The organism is Flagellimonas sp. (assembly GCF_965233845.1).
Taxonomy (GTDB): Bacteria; Bacteroidota; Bacteroidia; order Flavobacteriales; family Flavobacteriaceae; genus Flagellimonas.
This window is the reverse complement of record NZ_OZ247584.1, coordinates 2,842,471-2,860,023: the sequence shown is the minus strand read 5'-3', so window position 1 is coordinate 2,860,023 and position 17,553 is coordinate 2,842,471. Positions and strand designations below refer to the sequence as shown.

Genomic DNA, 17,553 nt, shown 5'->3' with positions numbered 1-17,553 from the left:
TATATGATTATGGAAAATGCTGTATGGAACGAATCTTACTCGTTCATGGTCAACAAAAATTCCTCGTTGTTTTTGGTTTGCTTAATTCGCTGTTCCATGAATTCCATAGCTTCCACCGGATTCATATCCGCAAGGTACTTACGCATGATCCACATACGCTGAATGGTGGTTTCATCCAACAAGAGGTCATCACGACGTGTTGAGGAAGTAACTAAATCAATGGCAGGGAATATTCTACGGTTGGATATTCTTCTATCCAACTGCAGCTCCATGTTACCGGTACCCTTGAATTCCTCAAAAATAACCTCGTCCATTTTGGAACCTGTCTCTGTCAAAGCGGTAGCTATGATGGAAAGAGAACCCCCATTTTCAATGTTCCTCGCGGCTCCAAAGAACCTCTTGGGTTTGTGCAGGGCGTTGGCGTCAACACCACCACTCAATACCTTACCAGAAGCAGGTTGAACGGTGTTGTAGGCTCTGGCCAATCGTGTAATGGAATCCAATAAGATAACCACATCATGGCCGCATTCTACCAAACGCTTGGCTTTTTCAAGAACTATATTGGCAACACGCACGTGCTCGGTGGCTTCTTTGTCAAAGGTAGAAGCTACTACTTCTCCGCGAACATTACGCTGCATATCCGTAACCTCCTCTGGACGTTCGTCAATCAAAAGAATGATTTGGTATACCTCTGGGTGGTTGGCGGCAATGGCATTGGCAATGTCCTTGAGCAACATGGTCTTACCCGTTTTGGGTTGGGAAACGATCATTCCCCTTTGTCCTTTTCCAATGGGAGAGAACAAATCCATGATACGTGTTGATAAGGTGCTTTGTCTTTCGGCCAACTTGAATTTTTCCTTGGGGAACAAGGGGGTTAAGTGCTCAAAAGAAACCCGATCTCGTACTACTTGGGGATCCAGCCCGTTGATTTTGGTTACTTTGATCAATGGGAAATATTTTTCACCTTCTTTTGGAGGTCTTACATTCCCAAGGACGGTATCCCCTGTTTTTAGCCCAAACAATCTAATCTGGGATTGGGAAACATAAATGTCGTCAGGGGAGGAGAGGTAGTTGTAATCCGATGAGCGCAAGAACCCATATCCATCCTGCATAATGTCCAGGACACCTTCGCTTTCAATGATGCTGTCAAATTCAAATTCTGGCTCTTTGTACCTGTTTTTTAAATCCTTGTCAAAGTTGCTGCTCTTTTTTTCCTGCCCATTTCTATGGTGCTGGTTATGCTTTTTGTTGTGCTGGTTTTTTTGGTGTTGGTGTTGTTTCTGTTGATCCTTTTTCTGAGCTGGGTTTTCTGTTTTTTCTACCGCTTCTTTGGCGTCATTTTCAACAGTGGTCTCTTTAGATGCAACAGCTACCTCCTTTTGATTTTTTTGAGGTCGTGGCAACCTGGCCCTTCTGGGCTTGGGAGCTGTTTTTTCTTGGCCTTCAGGAACGTTTTCCTTAACCGCCTTGGGGTTGGATGCCTGAACATCCAGTATCTGGTAGACCAGGTCCAGTTTTTTTAAGGTCTTAAATTTAGGAACACTGAGTCCCTTTGCAATTTCTTGCAATTCAGGAAGCTTTTTAGCCTTTAGATCTGAAATCTCGAACATTAAATAATGAATAAATTAAACTTGTCTAACGTAAATAATCTCGAAGTAAAAGTTATTGGGGTACTACGATAGGAAAGAATCCTGAGGTGAGTGCTTTGCTAATAACGTCACAATAATACAAATTATTTTTCAACATTACAGGGTCATTTAACGAAAAGACACCTATTTTTGCCTTCCAAAATCAATTTTGGCAATGATTCAAAGAATTCAAACAATTTTCTTAGCCTTGGTGGCACTAATTGCGGGAGCTCTGCCGTTTATAGTACACCTATGGACGGATGAAACCGGCACTGAGATTTTTGCTAAGGATTCCTTGGGATATAGCTTGGCCTTTTACGCCTCTGCGCTATTGGCCTTGATTGCAATTTTTATGTTTAAAAACCGGCAAAATCAATTTGTGTTGAACAGATTGAATATGATATTGAACCTTTTTTTACTAGGATTTTTCGTTTACCGGTCGCTAAGTTTATCCGGAGAAACCCCGGTTTCTGAGAAGGGTATTGGGATGCTGATTCCTGTATTTTCTATCGTTTTTCTGGTTCTGGCCAACAGAGCCATCAAAAAGGATGAAGATCTTGTAAAATCTGTTGATCGCTTACGTTAAACCTAACATCTTAGTAGTATTAGTGCGAGAAAACCCCGGCCAAGGCCGGGGTTTTTGTTTTATGTCGGAAAACCATTAAGCCCTATTGCCTCAGATTTTCCTTAGTGAATCCGTTGTTGAACTTCACATTGGTCAATGTCTGAACAACTCCGGGTTCCTCAGCATAGTTGCCATCGGGGCCTGGCATAAAGTATGTACGTTTTGTAGACACCAGTTGACCATCAATATCCTCGTACTCATAATTGGCAACAATAACGGGTTCCTCAACACCAAAAAAGGGCAGGGAGAAATAGAAACGATCCACCAATTTCGTTTCTGGGTTAACCAGTACAATGTACACATCGTTTTGCTCTTTCCCCGTCATTTCCGCATTATAGGAAACTTCAATTTTATCATAGGAGGTTCCATTGTATTCCTCTGTTCCCAAATACTTGGCGGTTACGGCCTTGTCGTTGATCTTATAGGGCATGGCAAACCAATAATAATTGGTTCTTCTCAAAAAATCAGCCATGGCCAAATGCTCCGCATCTTCAACTATGTTGCCATTCAGTTCCAGAACGGTTTTGTCCCCGTCAAAATACTGGATCAACTCCCCTTCCGCATTGGGCATGTTGTTGATTTCGTGTTTGCTGTATTTTCCATAGGATTCTTCGGAACCAAAAATATAACGCTCCAAGGAGAGGTCTGTTTTTCCGGTTGAAGGATAGTGGTACGTATAGGTGTACTCAACGTCCCCTTTTTTCCAAAGATCGTTCCAACCACCATGTGCGTTAGCTACCGCGGCTAAAATGGTTTTGGGATTGCTGGTGTCATAAACTGGCTCGGAGACCTCTTTAACGGAGGTTTCCACTTCCACTTTTTGCTGTTTTGTTTTTTCTCCACAGGAAAGTAAAAAAGCAAGTCCGCCAAGGGCAACAAGCTTCCAAATCGATATTTTCATTTTCTAAATGGTCTAATAGTTTGATGCCTTAGACGAAGCTTTATGCGAATACTTACCTAGCTGTTATGGTTATAGACTCACTTTTTGATGAAATTGGGCCACCTTATAACCCGAGTCGCGAACAGATTGGCTAGCAGTACTGCTTTTATCCAAAAGAGGGTTGGTGTGATTGAAGTGGATAAAATGTATTTTTTCTTTTTCTGAAGTAGGCAACGAGGCAAATAGTTCCATGCTTTCAATTACAAAAGGATGCGGGATTTCTGCAATATCCCGATTGTTGATTTCCTCGCCGTCAAAAAATGAGGCATCCAAAAAAGCCAAATCCACTTTGCGTATTTCTTTGGTAATGCTTTCTTCCCATTTACGCCATTTATCGATATCAGGAATAAAAAGGACACTTTTGGTAGGGCCAATAATTTTAAAGCCCACGGTTTCGGAAAATTCATCCCGGTGTGGCACTGTAAATGGAGTTACGGTCAAGTGGGGAGTAAGTTCCACACTTCGCTTGTCCGACATCTCTATTAAATCTATGTTTCCCAAAGCAACCAGTTGACTCCAAGGGCCATTGTTTTCTAAAAAAGCTTTCATTTTGGGCATGGCATAGACTGGAACATGATGGGCGCCCAAGGCTTCCCGTCCCAAATACATAAGTCCTGTATAATGCCCAATATGGGCATGGGTCAAGAAAATCCCGCTAGGTGTTTCCGCGTCCAGACCTGTATGTGATTTTAAGGCTTTGAGTTGGTTGGACATGTCTGGAGTGGCTTCAAACAAATAGGTTTTCTGGTTTTCATGATCCACAATGCCCAAGGAAACTACTTTCCGTTCAGGATCAGGGTTCTTAAACAATTCGGCACAACACTCTCGTTTACAGCCAATATGTGGACTGCCACCATCTTGTACGGTGCCCAATACAATTAAGGAAACTGGACTTTGCGTTTCTGGCTGCTGTGCCTTGGTTTCACAAGACAACATTAAAAGTGCCGTTAAAGCCAACAAATACCTCATACCTATCTTTTTCCTAGTTCAACTACTTCCAAATCCGATATTTTATCCCCATCTATCACAAACCGCAATAGTGTTCTAATTTGATGGAATCCGTACTTGCCGCAAGCCCCTGGATTCATGTGCAATAAGTTCAACTTTTTGTCATGCATGACCTTTAAAATATGGGAGTGTCCACTGATGAAAAGTTGGGGAGGGCGTTTTTTGATTTTGTCCTTTATCCTTCGATCGTATCTGTTGGGATACCCCCCAATATGGGTAATCCACACGTCCACTTCTTCGCAAAGAAACCGCTGGTGTTCGGGAAATTCCTTTTGAATCACATGGTTGTCAATATTGCCGTGTACGGCCCTTAAAGGTTTTAACTTTTGAATGCTATCTGTAACGGATAAGCTTCCAATATCACCAGCATGCCAAACTTCATCTGCTTGCGCAACATACTTTAAAATGGTGTCATCCATATGTCCATGGGTGTCAGACAGCAACAGGATTTTGGTCATAACGCTAAAAATATGCTAAAAAAATAAACGCAGAATTTCTATTGGATGGGATTCAAGTATCTTTAACATTTTAAAAGTAGGGAATCCCATTGAGATATTTCATCCGATTTGCTTATTTCGGAAAGGCTTACCATGGCTGGCAAAACCAACCCAATGCCATTACCGTACAGGAGGTTTTGGAGAAGGCACTGTCTACCCTTTTGCGCCAGCCCATTGAGGTAGTGGGAGCTGGCAGGACAGACGCTGGGGTGCACGCCAAGGAAATGTATGCCCATTTTGATGTGGATCAGGTGGCTAATCGTGAGGAACTGGTCTATAGACTGAATGCTTACCTTCCCGAAGCCATAGCCATCCAAGATTTGGTTGCCGTTAAGTTGGATGCCCATGCCCGATTTGATGCTACAGAACGAACCTATGAATACTGGTTGGTGCAGGATAAAAATCCATTTTATTCTGATTTTGCACATTGCATTCTTCAACCTTTGGATGTGAAGGCAATGAACAAGGCCGCCAATTACTTATTGTCCCACACTGATTTTGAGAGCTTTTCCAAATCCAATTCAGATGTCAAGACTTTTAATTGTGATGTCCGCAAAGCATTTTGGGAAAAGAAAGAAGACAAGCTGGTTTTTACCATTGTTGCAGATCGTTTTCTTCGGAATATGGTCAGGGCCGTGGTGGGGACTTTACTGGATGTGGGACTGGGGAAAATGGAACCTGAAAAAATAAACGATATAATTGAGAGTAGGAACAGGAGCAAAGCTGGGGTTTCCGTACCCGCAAAAGGACTATATTTGACAGCCATCTCCTACCCAAAAAATATTTTTGATGAGCAAAACTGAGGAAATAGGAAAAGCATTTGATTTTGGCTTGTTCAAGCGCGTTTTTGGACACACCAAACCCTACAGGGGTATCTTTTGGTTGGTGGCCATAATGGCTGTTTTGTCGGCCGCTTTTGCCGTGCTCGTCCCTATTTTGGTGAAGTTGATCATAGATGAGCCATTGACGAATAAAGATAGCGAGCAGTTGCTGTTTGTTGTCTTGATCATGCTGGGAACCTTGATTGCCCAGGTAATCAGTCAGCTATTGTTCAACTATTATGCTAACCTTTTGGGTGAATCCGTGATCAAGGATATCCGCGTGAAGCTTTTTAAAAGAATGGTGGGCTTTAAGATGACTTATTTTGACAATTCCTCCATTGGGGTTTTGGTCACCAGGGCGGTAGCGGATATGCAGCGGATCGGTGAGATTTTTAGTCAAGGGTTTTTTGTGATTGTGGCCGATATCCTGAAAATGCTATGTGCGGCTTGTGTGATGCTCATAATGAATTGGAGATTGGCCTTGATCGTGTTTGCGATCCTGCCCATAATCTTAATTGCCACCCGTCTTTTTCAGCAGGCAATGAAAGTCGCCTTTATAGATGTTAGGGCCCAAGTGGCCAATTTAAATTCCTTTGTGCAGGAGCGGATTGCGGGGATGAAGATTGTACAGCTATTCAATAGGGAGCAGATTGAAAAGGAAAAGTTCAGAAAAATCAATGAAAAACATCAAAATGCATGGTTAAGGACGGTATGGTACAACTCTATCTTTTTCCCTATTGCTGAAATCTCCAATTCTGTAGGGGTTGGTTTGGTTGTTTATTTTGGTATCATCCAAAACATTGATAGTGTAAGCTTGGATAACAAAGGTTCCATCATTGCCTTCTTTTTCTTGATGGATTTACTGTTTAGGCCGCTTAGGCAGATTGCGGATAAGTTCAATACCCTGCAAATGGGAATGGTGGCGGCAAACAGGGTCTTCGGAATTTTGGATACCGACAGCCGCATTGCCGATCAAGGCAGTTTGGAGAAAGCGGATGTTAAGGGCAACATTCGGTTTTCCAATGTCCGTTTTGGATATCTGCAGGATGAGGAGGTGCTGCATGGCATTTCCTTTGAGGTTGAAGCCGGGGAGACCGTTGCCATTGTGGGTGCAACAGGGGCAGGAAAATCCACGATCATCAATCTTCTTAATCGTTTTTACGAAATCAATTCAGGGGAGATCTTGGTGGATGGTCACAACATTAAGGACTATACCCTAAAATCCTTGCGCTCCCATATTGCCATTGTGCTTCAGGATGTATTTCTGTTTGCGGATTCCATAGCCAATAACATTTCCCTACGGGATGAAACAGTGAACTTGGAACAGATTGAAAACGCCGCCAAGCAAATTGGTGTGCATGATTTTATTTCCAGTCTACCCGAGGGCTATTTGTACAATGTGAAGGAACGCGGCACCATGCTCTCCAGCGGACAGCGACAACTCATTGCATTTTTAAGGGCGTATGTAAGCAACCCCAGCATTTTGATTTTGGATGAAGCCACCTCTTCCGTGGATACCTATTCCGAGCAGTTGATCCAACAAGCCACGGACAAGATTACCGAAGGTAGAACCTCCATTATTATTGCGCACCGATTGGCCACCATCAAAAAAGCGGATAAGATCATTGTGATGGATGCCGGGCAAATTGTGGAAGTTGGGAACCATCAGGAGCTGTTGAAAAAAGGGGGTTACTACAGTGACCTTTATGAAGCGCAATTTTTGGCAGAGGAAGAGGTTGCCTAGGATTGGGGAGCAAAATCTGCAAGACTTGCCTTTCCGGTGATAAGTGCGATCACAATGGCAATAACCCCTATTCCAATCATTACTATAATCAACATGAGAAAGTAAACGAACGCTCTCCACAAGGTGCTCCAAAATCCCGTTTGGTGCATTTTTCCCAACACGTAAAACTGGTAAATGATCATTACAAGGAGGAAGCCAAAATTAAAAACGTCAAATTGTATTGGAAATAACCCTAGTCCTATAATGTAGGCCACTACCTGAACATAGGATGTTTGTCCTATAATGTAGGCATTGGCCACCAAGTGCTCGGTGTAGTTGAATTTTTTCTTACTGGAAAATACCAGCCAAGTCATGAAAGCATAAAGAGGCATGATCAGGTAGGACATGAGCCCTTGGTAGTCAAACATGAAATTCAAGTCTGAAGTTTCTGTGTCACTAAAACTACTTTTGGTAAGATTTACGTGGTATACGTTTCGTAAAATAAAGAACATCAAACCTGAGAGTGTTACAGCAATGGCAAAGTAGCTCACAGGGTTCATGTACCGTTTTCTAATGCCCGAGAGGTAGGAAAGAATGACCAATTGGGGGTGGAGGAACAGACCTTTTAGGGTTTTGAGAAAGGTGTTGTCCAGATTAAAGATTTGCGTGCCTACATCCTCCCAAACATTTTTTAGGGTAAGTCTTTTTAGGATAACCTTGGCACCGCAATTGCGGCAGTAACGATCTTCCTGTACAAGGGCTTGATTACAATTTTTACAAACCATTTATTCCAAATCCTTTTTGATCATGGCAATCAAAGCATCCAGACCTTTGTACGGAACAAATTCTCCATTTTTAATATAGGAGATGGAACCGGTTTCTTCGCTCACCACTAAACAAACGGCATCCGTTTTTTCCGTGATTCCCACGGCAGCCCTATGTCGCAATCCAAACCGTAGGGGAATGTTCCTGTCATTGGAAACCGGAAGTATAACACGCGTGGCGGTTATGTAGTTATCTTGAATAATGACCGCACCATCATGCAGCGGACTGTTTTTGAAAAAGATACTCTCCAATATGGGTTGGGTGATTTCAATATTCATGGAATCCCCGGAGGACTTAAAAAAGTCGAGTGAATTGGTGCGCTCCATCACTAAAATAGCACCGGTTTTGGTCATCCCCATTTTTTCACAGGCACCCACTACGGCATCCACATTGGTATCCGTGGGCAGGGCCTCTTGCTTCAAGAACTTGAAATGACGGGTGAAATTTCTTTTGGAAGCAAAATTGGTAGATCCGATCATCAACAAAAACTTCCGTATTTCTTGTTGAAACACAATGATCAAGGCAATAAGTCCAATGTTCATAAAACCCCCTACCATACTACTGATCATTTTCATCTGCAACAGCTCTGTAAGTTTCCAAAGTGCCCAAACAATCACAATTCCGATAAAGATATTGATGGCCACGGTGCCCTTGACCAACTTGTAGATATAGTAGAGTAGTGCGGCCACCAGCACGATGTCTATGACATCGGTAATCTTAAATTCAATAAAATTTAGAAAATCCAACCGCAGTGTTTTTGTAAAATTAGCAAAAATCGCAGAACATCAAATTAGAGCGAATTCGCTTTGAGTTCCTCAATCAGGGTAACACATTCCATGGCCTCTTTCACATCGTGGACACGTAGAATATTGGCGCCCTTTAGCAAAGCCACCGTATGTAGTGCCGTAGTTCCGTTCAAAGCCTCATTGGAAGAAGATTCCAGAACTTTATAGATCATGGATTTTCGGCTAAGCCCGATCAAAAGGGGCAAACCAAAGGTTTGAAACAGATCCAAATGACTGAGCAAAGTGTAGTTCTGGGACGTGGTTTTGGCAAATCCAAAACCGGGATCAATGATGATGTCATTGATTTTCAAACTTGTGGCTTTTTCAATTTTTTGTGCAAAATACAGCCTCAAATCCAGGATCAAATCATCATAGGTGGCCAATTTTTGCATGGATTGGGGAGTGCCCTTTAAATGCATCATAACATACGGAACCTGGTAGTCCGCAACAGTTTGGAACATCCCATCATCCAAATTTCCTGCAGAAATGTCATTGATGATAGCGGCTCCTGACTCAATGCAGTGTTTGGCAACCTTACTGCTAAAGGTGTCTATGGAAATGAAGGTTTTTGGGTAGTGTTTCAGAATCAACTCCAAAATGGGAAGCATTCTTTGAAGTTCTTGGTCTTCCGGTACATGTTCAGCTCCAGGTCGTGAACTATAAGCTCCCATGTCTATAAAGGTTGCCCCATCAGTCAGCATTTGCTCCACTTGAAGCAATATGGTTTTTTCATCCTTGTATTTCCCTCCGTCATAAAATGAGTCGGGGGTAAGGTTTAGAATTCCCATGACCTTGGGTTGGCTGAGATCAATAAGCTCTCCCTTGCAGTTTATCGTCATAAAAAATAGGTGCTTTGTTGGGTTTGATTATCTTTGGCAAGGCTTCTTAAATGCCCAAAGTTTGGACGAAATTTACGCAAATTAGCAAGAATAGATGCAGCAGACTTCCCAACAATTCGATGCGGTAATCACCACCTGTCGTGACCTCTTCTTAAAAAAGACCAAAGATTACGGAACCGCATGGCGCATATTGCGTCTCCCATCGCTCACCGATCAAATATTTATTAAGGCGCAGCGCATTCGCAGTTTACAGCAAAACGAGGTACGCAAAGTGGATGAGGGGGAGCAATCGGAATTTGTGGGAATCATCAACTATGCCATTATGGCCTTGATACAGCTAAAAAAAGGTGTGGCCGAGCAACCCGATTTGGATGAAGATTCGGCCATCGCTTTATATGATGAAGAGGTGACGATCACAAAATCCTTGATGGAAAACAAAAATCATGATTATGGGGAGGCTTGGCGCGATATGCGGGTGAGTTCCCTAACGGATTTAATTTTGCAAAAACTGCTCCGAGTCAAACAAATTGAGGATAACCAAGGAGAGACTTTGGTCAGTGAAGGGATTGATGCCAATTATCAGGATATAATCAACTATGCGGTTTTTGCGTTGATACACTTAAATCAAAATTCCAAATAACTAAAAGTCTTTTGAACTTGAACTTGAACTTGAGCTTGAACTTGTATTTGGATTTTTATTTTAAAGAAATATGAAATATTTGGTTTGGATTTCCCGGATTGTTGTTGGGGTCTTATTTATAATAAGCGGACTCATTAAGCTAAACGACCCAGTCGGTTTTTCCTTTAAGCTGGAAGAGTATTTTAGCCAAGGGGTGTTGGATCTGCCTTTTTTAATGCCTTTGGTATTGGCCATTTCAATTTTTGTGGTCATTGTTGAGGTGCTTTTGGGAATATTGCTCCTCATTGGGTTTAAACCAAAATTTACCGTTTGGAGCCTGCTGTTGATGATTGTGTTTTTTACATTTCTGACCTTCTATTCGGCCTATTTCAACAAAGTGACGGATTGTGGTTGCTTCGGGGATGCCATAAAACTAACCCCTTGGGAATCATTTACCAAGGATGTGATTTTATTGGGATTGATTCTGATATTGTTCGTTGGTAGAAACTTTATAAAGCCACTGTTCAGTTCCAAAGTGAATTGGATTTTAGGTGGGGCTTCCTTGCTTGCATGTATTTTATTTGCCAATCATGTGCTGAACCATCTCCCATCAGTTGACTTCCGACCTTATAAAATTGGAGCCAACATTCAAGAAGGAATGTCGGTTCCTGAAGATGCTCCCAAACCACTTTATGAATATGCATGGAGGTTTAAGGTGAACGGCGAGGATAAAATTGTGGTGACCAATGGGGAATACCCTTCTGTAGATGGGGAATTTGTAGATGTGGAGACCACGGAAATCCAAAAAGGGTATGAACCCCCCATTCACGATTTTACCATTGAACAACAAGGGACGGACTTTGCGGCGGAACTTTTGGAAGAGGGCAAATTGGTCATGGTTGTTGCCTATGATCTGGCCAAAAGTAACACGGATTATTTTAAAAAGGTTGCGGAGGTTACTGGCGAAGCAATGTCCAATGGATATAAAATCATTGGCATGTCGGCCTCAAGTGATACCCAGACCAAGGCGCTTAAATCCAAATTTGGACTTAACTTTGATTTTTATTTTACAGATGAAACGACCTTAAAAACCATAGTACGATCCAATCCGGCCATATTGGTATTAAATCGAGGTACCATACTCCAAAAGGTTCATTACAATGACTTTGATGAACTGGAATTCAATTAAAAATAACTACTGACAACCAACAATAAATTAAAACCAACAAACAAAAACACGATGAGAAAGAAAATAGTAGCAGGAAACTGGAAAATGAACAATAATCTGGAGCAAACCGAAGCTTTGCTTTCAGAACTCTCCGCTAAACTACCGGACACCCATGCTGAGGTGGTGGTGGCTCCGACCTTTGTAAATTTGGCGGCTGCACAAAGAAACTTACAATCCTCATCCATTAAAGTTGCGGCACAGAATATGCATTTTGCTGAAAATGGAGCGTACACGGGTGAAATCTCGGCTGATATGTTATTGAACATCTATGTGGACACTGTCATCCTGGGACATTCTGAAAGACGTGCCTACTTTGGCGAGGATGATGCCCTATTGTCCAAAAAAGTGCAGGCTGCCTTGGAAAAGGATATGACCATTATTTTTTGTTTTGGAGAAGAATTGGAAGAGCGTAAATCGGGCAACCATTTTTCCGTAGTGGAAAGTCAACTGAAGAATGCATTGTTTGATTTGGATGCCGCAGCTTGGAAGGATATTGTTTTGGCCTACGAGCCGGTTTGGGCCATTGGAACGGGGGAAACTGCCAGCCCGGAGCAGGCCCAAGAGATGCACGCATTTATCCGAAAAACTATTGCCGATTCCTATGGTGCCGACATTGCAGATGAGGTATCCATTCTTTATGGAGGAAGCGTAAAACCAGGAAATGCCGGGGATATTTTTGGAAAACCCGACGTAGATGGTGGACTCATAGGCGGTGCCTCCTTAAAAGCAGACGATTTCATTGCCATTATCAAGGCTATTTAATCCCACAAGGTGTCATCGATTTATATCGAATATCAATTTAAGATCCAGCCGGCAACGCCGTGGACCGAGATTTTGATTGCGGAATTGGGTGAGGTGGGTTTTGAAAGTTTTGTGGAGGAAGATGGGCTCTTGTTGGCCTATATCCTCCAAAGCGATTGGAGGGAAAACATTTTGGATGCTATTTCCACCCTCAATAATGATGTGGTGAATGTTACTTGGAAATCCAAGGAGATAGCACAGCAGAACTGGAATGCTGAATGGGAAAGGAACTTTCATCCCATCAAGGTAGGGGACCAATGCATGGTTCGGGCGCCTTTCCATCCATCCGAAAATGTGGAATTTGATATTGTTATAGAACCCAAGATGAGCTTTGGGACTGGGCATCACGAAACCACCCATATGATGCTGCAACATATTTTGGAAAACCCATTTGAAGGGAAATCCGTTCTTGACATGGGTTGTGGTACTGGGGTTTTGGCCATTCTGGCTAAAATGAAGGGTGCTTCACAGGTGGATGCCATTGATATTGACGAGTGGTGTTTTTTGAACTCCAAGGAAAATGTGGAACGCAACAATTGTAAAATTGAAGTCTATCAAGGAGACAGTTCCATTTTACCGGGAAAGAAATACGATATTATCCTGGCCAACATCAACAGAAACATACTTTTATCCGATATTCCCATTTACAGTGAGTGTTTGAATCCGGAAGGGGAACTTTACTTAAGTGGCTTTTATATGGAGGATTTGGATGTAATATCCTCAAAATGTGATAGATACGGATTGGAATTCGTTAAAAATTTAGAAAAGAACAACTGGGTTTCGGCAAAATATGTAAATTAGGATGTAGTAATATCAGTTCCATGGGAATCAAGGAAAAAGTTTTGGAAGAACTGCTTCTGGAAGAAGAAGTGGTAAAGCAGAGTGAGATTGTCCTGTTCAATGATGATGTGAACACCTTTGATCATGTCATTGAAACCTTGATTGCCGTATGTGAACATACACCGGAGCAAGCCGAACAGTGTTCCCTGATCGTGCACTACAATGGCAAGTGCACTGTAAAAACCGGTGAATACAACGACCTTAAACCAAGATGTACCCGCTTGCTTCAAGCAGGTTTAAGTGCCGAAATCGTTTAGGTGTTTCCAATTCACTTAACGAGAATTCTACTTTGTGTTCTAAGGGATAAAATATCATCTATTCTTTACATTGTAACTATTGTCCACCATTGGGCTATACCTTAAATTTACTCCAAGGATCAATTCACCAAACCTTTAACCCCTGTACCGGAAATGGGCGAATTTTTCAAAGCCGAACTAAAGGACCGTTTTTTGGAGTATGCCCTGAAGCGAAGGGATTACTTTGAAGTTAAGGTGCTTTACGATGAGTTCCTTCGCCCCAACTATAGCCAGGACTTTGTGCATAAACTGATTAAGGAAATCCAAGAATACGACAGCGGATTGTTGGATATTATGGCCGGCAATGGGGTAGCCATGTTTATGTTGGCCTCCACCTCCAAAACCCAAAACTTCTTGGACGAGGGTGGGTTTATGGACATGCATGTAGTTGAAGAGGAAAAATGGGATACATTTTTGAATCAGTTGTCCCGTGATAAAAAAAGTTCCAAAGGGGAAAAATTTATCGGAAAAGAAAAATCACCTGTGCTGAAAAAGGAGAAAACCCTATTGATAGTACTTATTTCTGCGGTAGTGGTGAGTTTTTTGTTCACCCTGTTCAGTCTGGTGAACAATGCATTTTTAAAACCGGATTATGTTCCCGTAGATGAATTTGAGCGTAAAATGGAAGCACTCCGTTCCCATTACCAAGAAGAAAACCAACGGCTGGAGGAGGCCTTGGAACAAGCTCAGAAAACCATTGATTCCATAGGCAGGAAATAGGATATGCGCTCCAACTAAATATTAAAATGGGCAAAGACCTCTTCCAATAGCTCATTCACCAACTCGTATCTCAACAAAGGTCCATCATCGGATCGGCTTTGGTTGTTTAACATGGCTATACTGACTTTGCTAATGGGGTCAAAAAACATGTAAGCTCCATAACCGCGCATACCTCCGGTATGCCCGTAGGTAGACCGGCCATGGAATACTACTTCACGGGTCCCGAGTCCATAGCTTACAAAGATATCATCCGGTATGGCGTAATGATCGGTCATCATATTTGTTCTGGATGCTTCGGAAACGGCATTGCCATTGTACAGGTGTTGCGCCCATTGCGATAAGTCGGAAGCGGTGGAGAACACATCGGCGGCACAATAGAAAATACTGTGAAATGCGGGGCCAAAATCGGCTTCAATGTCTTCCAAAACACCATCGTGATCGCCATCCCGCCAAGGAGTGGCCCAAGTACCTTCTATGGGTTCATTGGTTCCAAAGTAAATCGCATTTAGGTTAAGGGGAGCCCAAAACTTCTCACGCATTACCTCTCCAACTGTCTTTTCTGTTGCAGCTTCAATAATCAAACCCAAAATAAGATAATTGGAATTGGAATAACTATGGCCAACCCCTGGTTCAGTATCCGGAGGACCTATAAACCCAAAAAGCGTAGCCTGTGGAATGGGAGTTTCCAAATCCGCCTCTGCCATGGCCCAAAGATCATTGTACATATAGCCCGTTAAGCCCGAAGAGTGGGTAAGGAGCTGATAAATGGTTATGGAACTATCCACATTTTCGGAAGTAAGCTCTAGCCAATCGGCAATCGTATCTTCCAGGGTGAATAAACCTTCATCCACAAGTTTCATCACCGTGGCCGCGACCACGGTTTTGGTGATACTGCCCACACCAAATCGCATATCTTCTGTTATGGGAACCCCCAGCTTGGAAATTCCGCCAGTTAGGCTTAAATGTTCTTGGTCACCAATTCTGATGGAAACCGAAACACCTACAAGCTTATCGGCATCCGTACCTACCTTTTCATCAATGATGGCCTGCAGTTTTTCTTCTATGGTCAGCTCCGGTGTCGGATTGGGATCGGGATCCGGATTGGCATTTGGATCAGGGGATGCCTCGTTGCCACTGGAAGAACAGGCCATTTGACAAATAAGGCATATTAAACTTAGTATGTGGAGGGCTTTGTTTTGTACATTATGTAACATCGGGAATGGGCTTTGATCGATGGTTTGAAAGTCAATATACAGAATATTAGATAATTACAATGTTGAGAATGATGGGGAAGGTTTTCTTTGATGGTTTATTGCTTACTTTGCGCTCGATTCAAACCAAAAGACAATTGTTTATGTACAAGTTTACCAATAGAAATTTGCATAGGGATTTTGCCTACTTCTATGTGGGGTTGATTATAGCATTTTCCTTCTCAGGCATCATATTGAATCACAGACAGGATTGGTATCCCATGGATTACACCTATGAAAGTGAAGAAGTGTCCATTGTATTGGATGCCAATACAGTAGATATTTCCCAAGACTATATTGAAGCTTTCTCCAAGGAATGGGATGTGGAATACGACGGGCATAGGGTGCGGGATAATACACTTCGCGTGTATTACAAAGACAATGTGATTTTGGATGTGGACACGAAAACCGGCCACGGGGTTTTGGAGTATAAGCGCAAGGTGCCTTTTATTGGACATACCATGTTCCTCCACAAATCGACCAATTCCTTTTGGATTTGGTATTCAGATATTTTTGGGGCCGCAATGTTGGTGATTGCCATTACCGGCATCTTGATTCCTAATGGGAAAAACGGTTTTAAAAGTAGAGGCTGGAAATTTGCGGTTGCCGGAATTTTATTTCCCTTGTTGTTTTTGATACTTTACGCTTAGTTCATTTTTTATTTCAACAAGTGCCTTACTGGCTCAGCTAGAGGTATAAAATCATCAGCCAGTCTCTTTTAAGGGTACTTGGGTTTTTACGCTAAGTTTGAAAATTGAAAAAAGATTGCCACAAGATACAATCTTACAGCCTGGGCGGCCTTGGTTTAGGCTACCTCTTGTTACAGATCTTTTGTTTTGTGAAATTATTGAAATCCTTATGGTAATAATAGTCACACCAAACTAAATTCAACTACTTTTATTCGCTTTAAAAACAATGATAAATAGTTAATTAACCTTTTTAAAAACGAATACAATGATTGGAAAAACCATCCATAAAATAGTACGGCCTTCTGGTTTTAACACAGTGCTGACACTGTTTATGTTACTAACATGTATGGGATTAAAAGCACAGGAACGGCAAGGTCCAAACAAGGTTATTATGGTAATAGGGGACGGCATGGGGCTTACCCAAATCACCTCTTTATATGAGCTGGGCGGGCAAGATCGGTCCAACTTTGAACGTTTTGACCATATTGGCCTGCTCAGAAATAATGCCAGCAGCCATCGCATTACCGATTCGGCCGCGGGGGCAACGGCCTATGCATGTGGGGTTAAAACGTACAACGGCTCTATTGGTATGGACAGTGACACCCTTATCGTTAAAAATATAGTGGAAGTATTACCGGATGAACATTGGAATACAGGATTGGTGGCTACAAGCTCTATTACACATGCAACCCCGGCTTCTTATTTTTCGCACGTTAAATGGCGCAAGCAAGAAGACGATATTGCCAGTTGGATGCACCGATCCAAAATAGATTTCTTTGCTGGGGGCGGAAAACGGTTTTTTGAAGAAAGACAGGATGGACTAAACTACAGTGACAGCTTGCGTACCAGTGGATTTGAGGTTTCTTATAAGTTGAATGATTCCAAGCAGTCAAACAAAAAGTTGGCTTATCTTTTGGCTAAGGAAGGAATGCCCAAAATGTCCGAGGGGCGTGGCGATTTTTTACCCAACGCCAGTAAAATGGCCATGGATTACCTTTCAAGGGATGGGAAGAATTTCTTTTTAATGGTTGAAGGTTCGCAGATTGATTGGGGAGGGCATGCCAACGATGCCAATTACATCATAACGGAAATGCAGGATTTTGACAAGGCATTGGGAGTCATTCTTGACTATGCGGAAAAGGATGGAAATACCCTTGTTGTTGTAACGGCGGATCATGAAACGGGAGGATTTGCTTTGTCATCCGATAAAAACAACTACGATCAAGTGGTGGGAACCTTCTCCACTGGTGGGCATACTTCCACCATGATACCCGTTTTTGCTTATGGCCCGGGAAGCGGGGAGTTCAATGGGATCTATTCAAATTTTGAAGTATTTCATAAAATTTTGGATCTGCTAAAAGCGGACAAGTAAACTAGAAGTTTGGGACTTACAAGAACTGAACAAAAGACAATGAAACC

Annotated in this window: 19 protein-coding genes; 11 read left to right on the top strand and 8 right to left on the bottom strand. The window is 42.3% G+C overall.

Annotated elements, in window-relative coordinates:
- Positions 1-35: 35 nt before the first annotated feature.
- Entirely contained in the window at positions 36-1,610 is a 1,575-nt protein-coding gene (gene rho / locus ACO6S0_RS12735; protein WP_422348743.1) for a transcription termination factor Rho, read from the bottom strand.
- Positions 1,611-1,803: 193 nt separating this feature from the next.
- On the opposite strand from rho, the gene ACO6S0_RS12730 reads away from it, so the two are divergent.
- Entirely contained in the window at positions 1,804-2,214 is a 411-nt protein-coding gene (locus tag ACO6S0_RS12730; protein WP_422348742.1) for a DUF4293 domain-containing protein, read from the top strand.
- A gap of 82 nt (positions 2,215-2,296) precedes the next feature.
- Here ACO6S0_RS12730 and ACO6S0_RS12725 read toward each other — a convergent pair whose 3' ends face one another.
- The 3 genes from ACO6S0_RS12725 to ACO6S0_RS12715 all read right to left on the bottom strand — a co-directional run bounded on the left by ACO6S0_RS12725 (position 2,297) and on the right by ACO6S0_RS12715 (position 4,659).
- Positions 2,297-3,154, bottom strand: coding sequence for a hypothetical protein (locus ACO6S0_RS12725; RefSeq protein WP_422348741.1), 858 nt, complete (start codon positions 3,152-3,154; stop codon positions 2,297-2,299).
- A 69-nt stretch (positions 3,155-3,223) separates the two neighbouring features.
- A complete protein-coding gene (locus ACO6S0_RS12720; protein ID WP_422348740.1) occupies positions 3,224-4,162 on the bottom strand; it encodes an MBL fold metallo-hydrolase in 939 nt (312 codons plus the stop codon).
- 2 nt (positions 4,163-4,164) lie between these two features.
- Positions 4,165-4,659 (bottom strand): metallophosphoesterase family protein, encoded by a 495-nt coding sequence (locus ACO6S0_RS12715; RefSeq protein ID WP_422348739.1) that lies wholly within the window; start codon positions 4,657-4,659, stop codon positions 4,165-4,167.
- 89 nt (positions 4,660-4,748) lie between these two features.
- On the opposite strand from ACO6S0_RS12715, the gene truA reads away from it, so the two are divergent.
- Both truA and ACO6S0_RS12705 read left to right on the top strand, forming a co-directional pair.
- Positions 4,749-5,501, top strand: a complete 753-nt coding sequence (gene truA, locus ACO6S0_RS12710; protein ID WP_422348738.1) for a tRNA pseudouridine(38-40) synthase TruA — start codon at positions 4,749-4,751, stop codon at positions 5,499-5,501.
- Complete coding sequence (locus ACO6S0_RS12705; protein WP_422348737.1) at positions 5,488-7,263, top strand: ABC transporter ATP-binding protein; 1,776 nt, start codon at positions 5,488-5,490, stop codon at positions 7,261-7,263. The genes truA and ACO6S0_RS12705 overlap by 14 nt, the downstream gene beginning before the upstream one ends.
- Here ACO6S0_RS12705 and ACO6S0_RS12700 read toward each other — a convergent pair.
- The 3 genes from ACO6S0_RS12700 to folP are packed head-to-tail and all read right to left on the bottom strand — an operon-like array spanning position 7,260 to position 9,691.
- The gene (locus ACO6S0_RS12700; RefSeq protein ID WP_422348736.1) at positions 7,260-8,027 is read right to left on the bottom strand and encodes a DUF3667 domain-containing protein; all 768 of its coding nucleotides are present in this window, start codon (positions 8,025-8,027) and stop codon (positions 7,260-7,262) included. The two genes, ACO6S0_RS12705 and ACO6S0_RS12700, sit on opposite strands and share 4 nt — an antisense overlap.
- Positions 8,028-8,813, bottom strand: a complete 786-nt coding sequence (gene cdaA, locus ACO6S0_RS12695) for a diadenylate cyclase CdaA (protein WP_422348735.1) — start codon at positions 8,811-8,813, stop codon at positions 8,028-8,030. It abuts the gene before it with no gap.
- 44 nt (positions 8,814-8,857) lie between these two features.
- Positions 8,858-9,691: a dihydropteroate synthase gene (gene folP / locus ACO6S0_RS12690; protein WP_422348734.1), complete on the bottom strand. Its 834-nt coding sequence runs from the start codon at positions 9,689-9,691 to the stop codon at positions 8,858-8,860.
- Between the two features lie 94 nt (positions 9,692-9,785).
- On the opposite strand from folP, the gene ACO6S0_RS12685 reads away from it, so the two are divergent.
- The 6 genes from ACO6S0_RS12685 (at position 9,786) to ACO6S0_RS12660 (ending at position 14,195) form a co-directional block, all read left to right on the top strand.
- Positions 9,786-10,331 (top strand): DUF1599 domain-containing protein, encoded by a 546-nt coding sequence (locus ACO6S0_RS12685; RefSeq protein WP_422348733.1) that lies wholly within the window; start codon positions 9,786-9,788, stop codon positions 10,329-10,331.
- A 70-nt stretch (positions 10,332-10,401) separates the two neighbouring features.
- Positions 10,402-11,499, top strand: a complete 1,098-nt coding sequence (locus ACO6S0_RS12680) for a BT_3928 family protein (RefSeq protein WP_422348732.1) — start codon at positions 10,402-10,404, stop codon at positions 11,497-11,499.
- A 51-nt stretch (positions 11,500-11,550) separates the two neighbouring features.
- A complete protein-coding gene (gene tpiA / locus ACO6S0_RS12675) occupies positions 11,551-12,300 on the top strand; it encodes a triose-phosphate isomerase (RefSeq protein ID WP_422348731.1) in 750 nt (249 codons plus the stop codon).
- A gap of 9 nt (positions 12,301-12,309) precedes the next feature.
- Positions 12,310-13,140 (top strand): 50S ribosomal protein L11 methyltransferase, encoded by an 831-nt coding sequence (prmA, locus tag ACO6S0_RS12670; protein WP_422348730.1) that lies wholly within the window; start codon positions 12,310-12,312, stop codon positions 13,138-13,140.
- 20 nt (positions 13,141-13,160) lie between these two features.
- On the top strand, positions 13,161-13,436 hold the full coding sequence (locus ACO6S0_RS12665; protein ID WP_422348729.1) for an ATP-dependent Clp protease adaptor ClpS: 276 nt from the start codon (positions 13,161-13,163) through the stop codon (positions 13,434-13,436).
- 153 nt (positions 13,437-13,589) lie between these two features.
- Positions 13,590-14,195 carry a hypothetical protein gene (locus ACO6S0_RS12660; protein WP_422348728.1) on the top strand — a complete coding sequence of 202 codons (606 nt, stop codon included), beginning with the start codon at positions 13,590-13,592 and terminating at the stop codon, positions 14,193-14,195.
- Between the two features lie 14 nt (positions 14,196-14,209).
- On the opposite strand, the gene ACO6S0_RS12655 is transcribed toward ACO6S0_RS12660, so the two are convergent.
- On the bottom strand, positions 14,210-15,346 hold the full coding sequence (locus tag ACO6S0_RS12655; RefSeq protein ID WP_422348727.1) for a serine hydrolase domain-containing protein: 1,137 nt from the start codon (positions 15,344-15,346) through the stop codon (positions 14,210-14,212).
- A gap of 203 nt (positions 15,347-15,549) precedes the next feature.
- Here ACO6S0_RS12655 and ACO6S0_RS12650 point away from each other — a divergent pair, with 203 nt between their 5' ends.
- A complete protein-coding gene (locus tag ACO6S0_RS12650; RefSeq protein ID WP_422348726.1) occupies positions 15,550-16,095 on the top strand; it encodes a PepSY-associated TM helix domain-containing protein in 546 nt (181 codons plus the stop codon).
- Positions 16,096-16,399: 304 nt separating this feature from the next.
- Positions 16,400-17,506: an alkaline phosphatase gene (locus ACO6S0_RS12645; protein ID WP_422348725.1), complete on the top strand. Its 1,107-nt coding sequence runs from the start codon at positions 16,400-16,402 to the stop codon at positions 17,504-17,506.
- Positions 17,507-17,553 lie beyond the last annotated feature (47 nt).

What these genes read in the sequence shown, in the direction of transcription:
- rho (WP_422348743.1), bottom strand. Translation starts at nt 1,610, where the DNA reads ATGTTCGAGATTTCAGATCTAAAGGCTAAAAAGCTTCCTGAATTGCAA.
- ACO6S0_RS12725 (WP_422348741.1), bottom strand. Translation starts at nt 3,154, where the DNA reads ATGAAAATATCGATTTGGAAGCTTGTTGCCCTTGGCGGACTTGCTTTT.
- ACO6S0_RS12700 (WP_422348736.1), bottom strand. Translation starts at nt 8,027, where the DNA reads ATGGTTTGTAAAAATTGTAATCAAGCCCTTGTACAGGAAGATCGTTAC.
- ACO6S0_RS12715 (WP_422348739.1), bottom strand. Translation starts at nt 4,659, where the DNA reads ATGACCAAAATCCTGTTGCTGTCTGACACCCATGGACATATGGATGAC.
- ACO6S0_RS12665 (WP_422348729.1), top strand. Translation starts at nt 13,161, where the DNA reads ATGGGAATCAAGGAAAAAGTTTTGGAAGAACTGCTTCTGGAAGAAGAA.
- ACO6S0_RS12645 (WP_422348725.1), top strand. Translation starts at nt 16,400, where the DNA reads ATGATTGGAAAAACCATCCATAAAATAGTACGGCCTTCTGGTTTTAAC.
- ACO6S0_RS12720 (WP_422348740.1), bottom strand. Translation starts at nt 4,162, where the DNA reads ATGAGGTATTTGTTGGCTTTAACGGCACTTTTAATGTTGTCTTGTGAA.
- ACO6S0_RS12680 (WP_422348732.1), top strand. Translation starts at nt 10,402, where the DNA reads ATGAAATATTTGGTTTGGATTTCCCGGATTGTTGTTGGGGTCTTATTT.
- folP (WP_422348734.1), bottom strand. Translation starts at nt 9,691, where the DNA reads ATGACGATAAACTGCAAGGGAGAGCTTATTGATCTCAGCCAACCCAAG.
- ACO6S0_RS12685 (WP_422348733.1), top strand. Translation starts at nt 9,786, where the DNA reads ATGCAGCAGACTTCCCAACAATTCGATGCGGTAATCACCACCTGTCGT.
- ACO6S0_RS12655 (WP_422348727.1), bottom strand. Translation starts at nt 15,346, where the DNA reads ATGGCCTGTTCTTCCAGTGGCAACGAGGCATCCCCTGATCCAAATGCC.
- ACO6S0_RS12650 (WP_422348726.1), top strand. Translation starts at nt 15,550, where the DNA reads ATGTACAAGTTTACCAATAGAAATTTGCATAGGGATTTTGCCTACTTC.
- ACO6S0_RS12705 (WP_422348737.1), top strand. Translation starts at nt 5,488, where the DNA reads ATGAGCAAAACTGAGGAAATAGGAAAAGCATTTGATTTTGGCTTGTTC.
- ACO6S0_RS12730 (WP_422348742.1), top strand. Translation starts at nt 1,804, where the DNA reads ATGATTCAAAGAATTCAAACAATTTTCTTAGCCTTGGTGGCACTAATT.
- tpiA (WP_422348731.1), top strand. Translation starts at nt 11,551, where the DNA reads ATGAGAAAGAAAATAGTAGCAGGAAACTGGAAAATGAACAATAATCTG.
- ACO6S0_RS12660 (WP_422348728.1), top strand. Translation starts at nt 13,590, where the DNA reads ATGGGCGAATTTTTCAAAGCCGAACTAAAGGACCGTTTTTTGGAGTAT.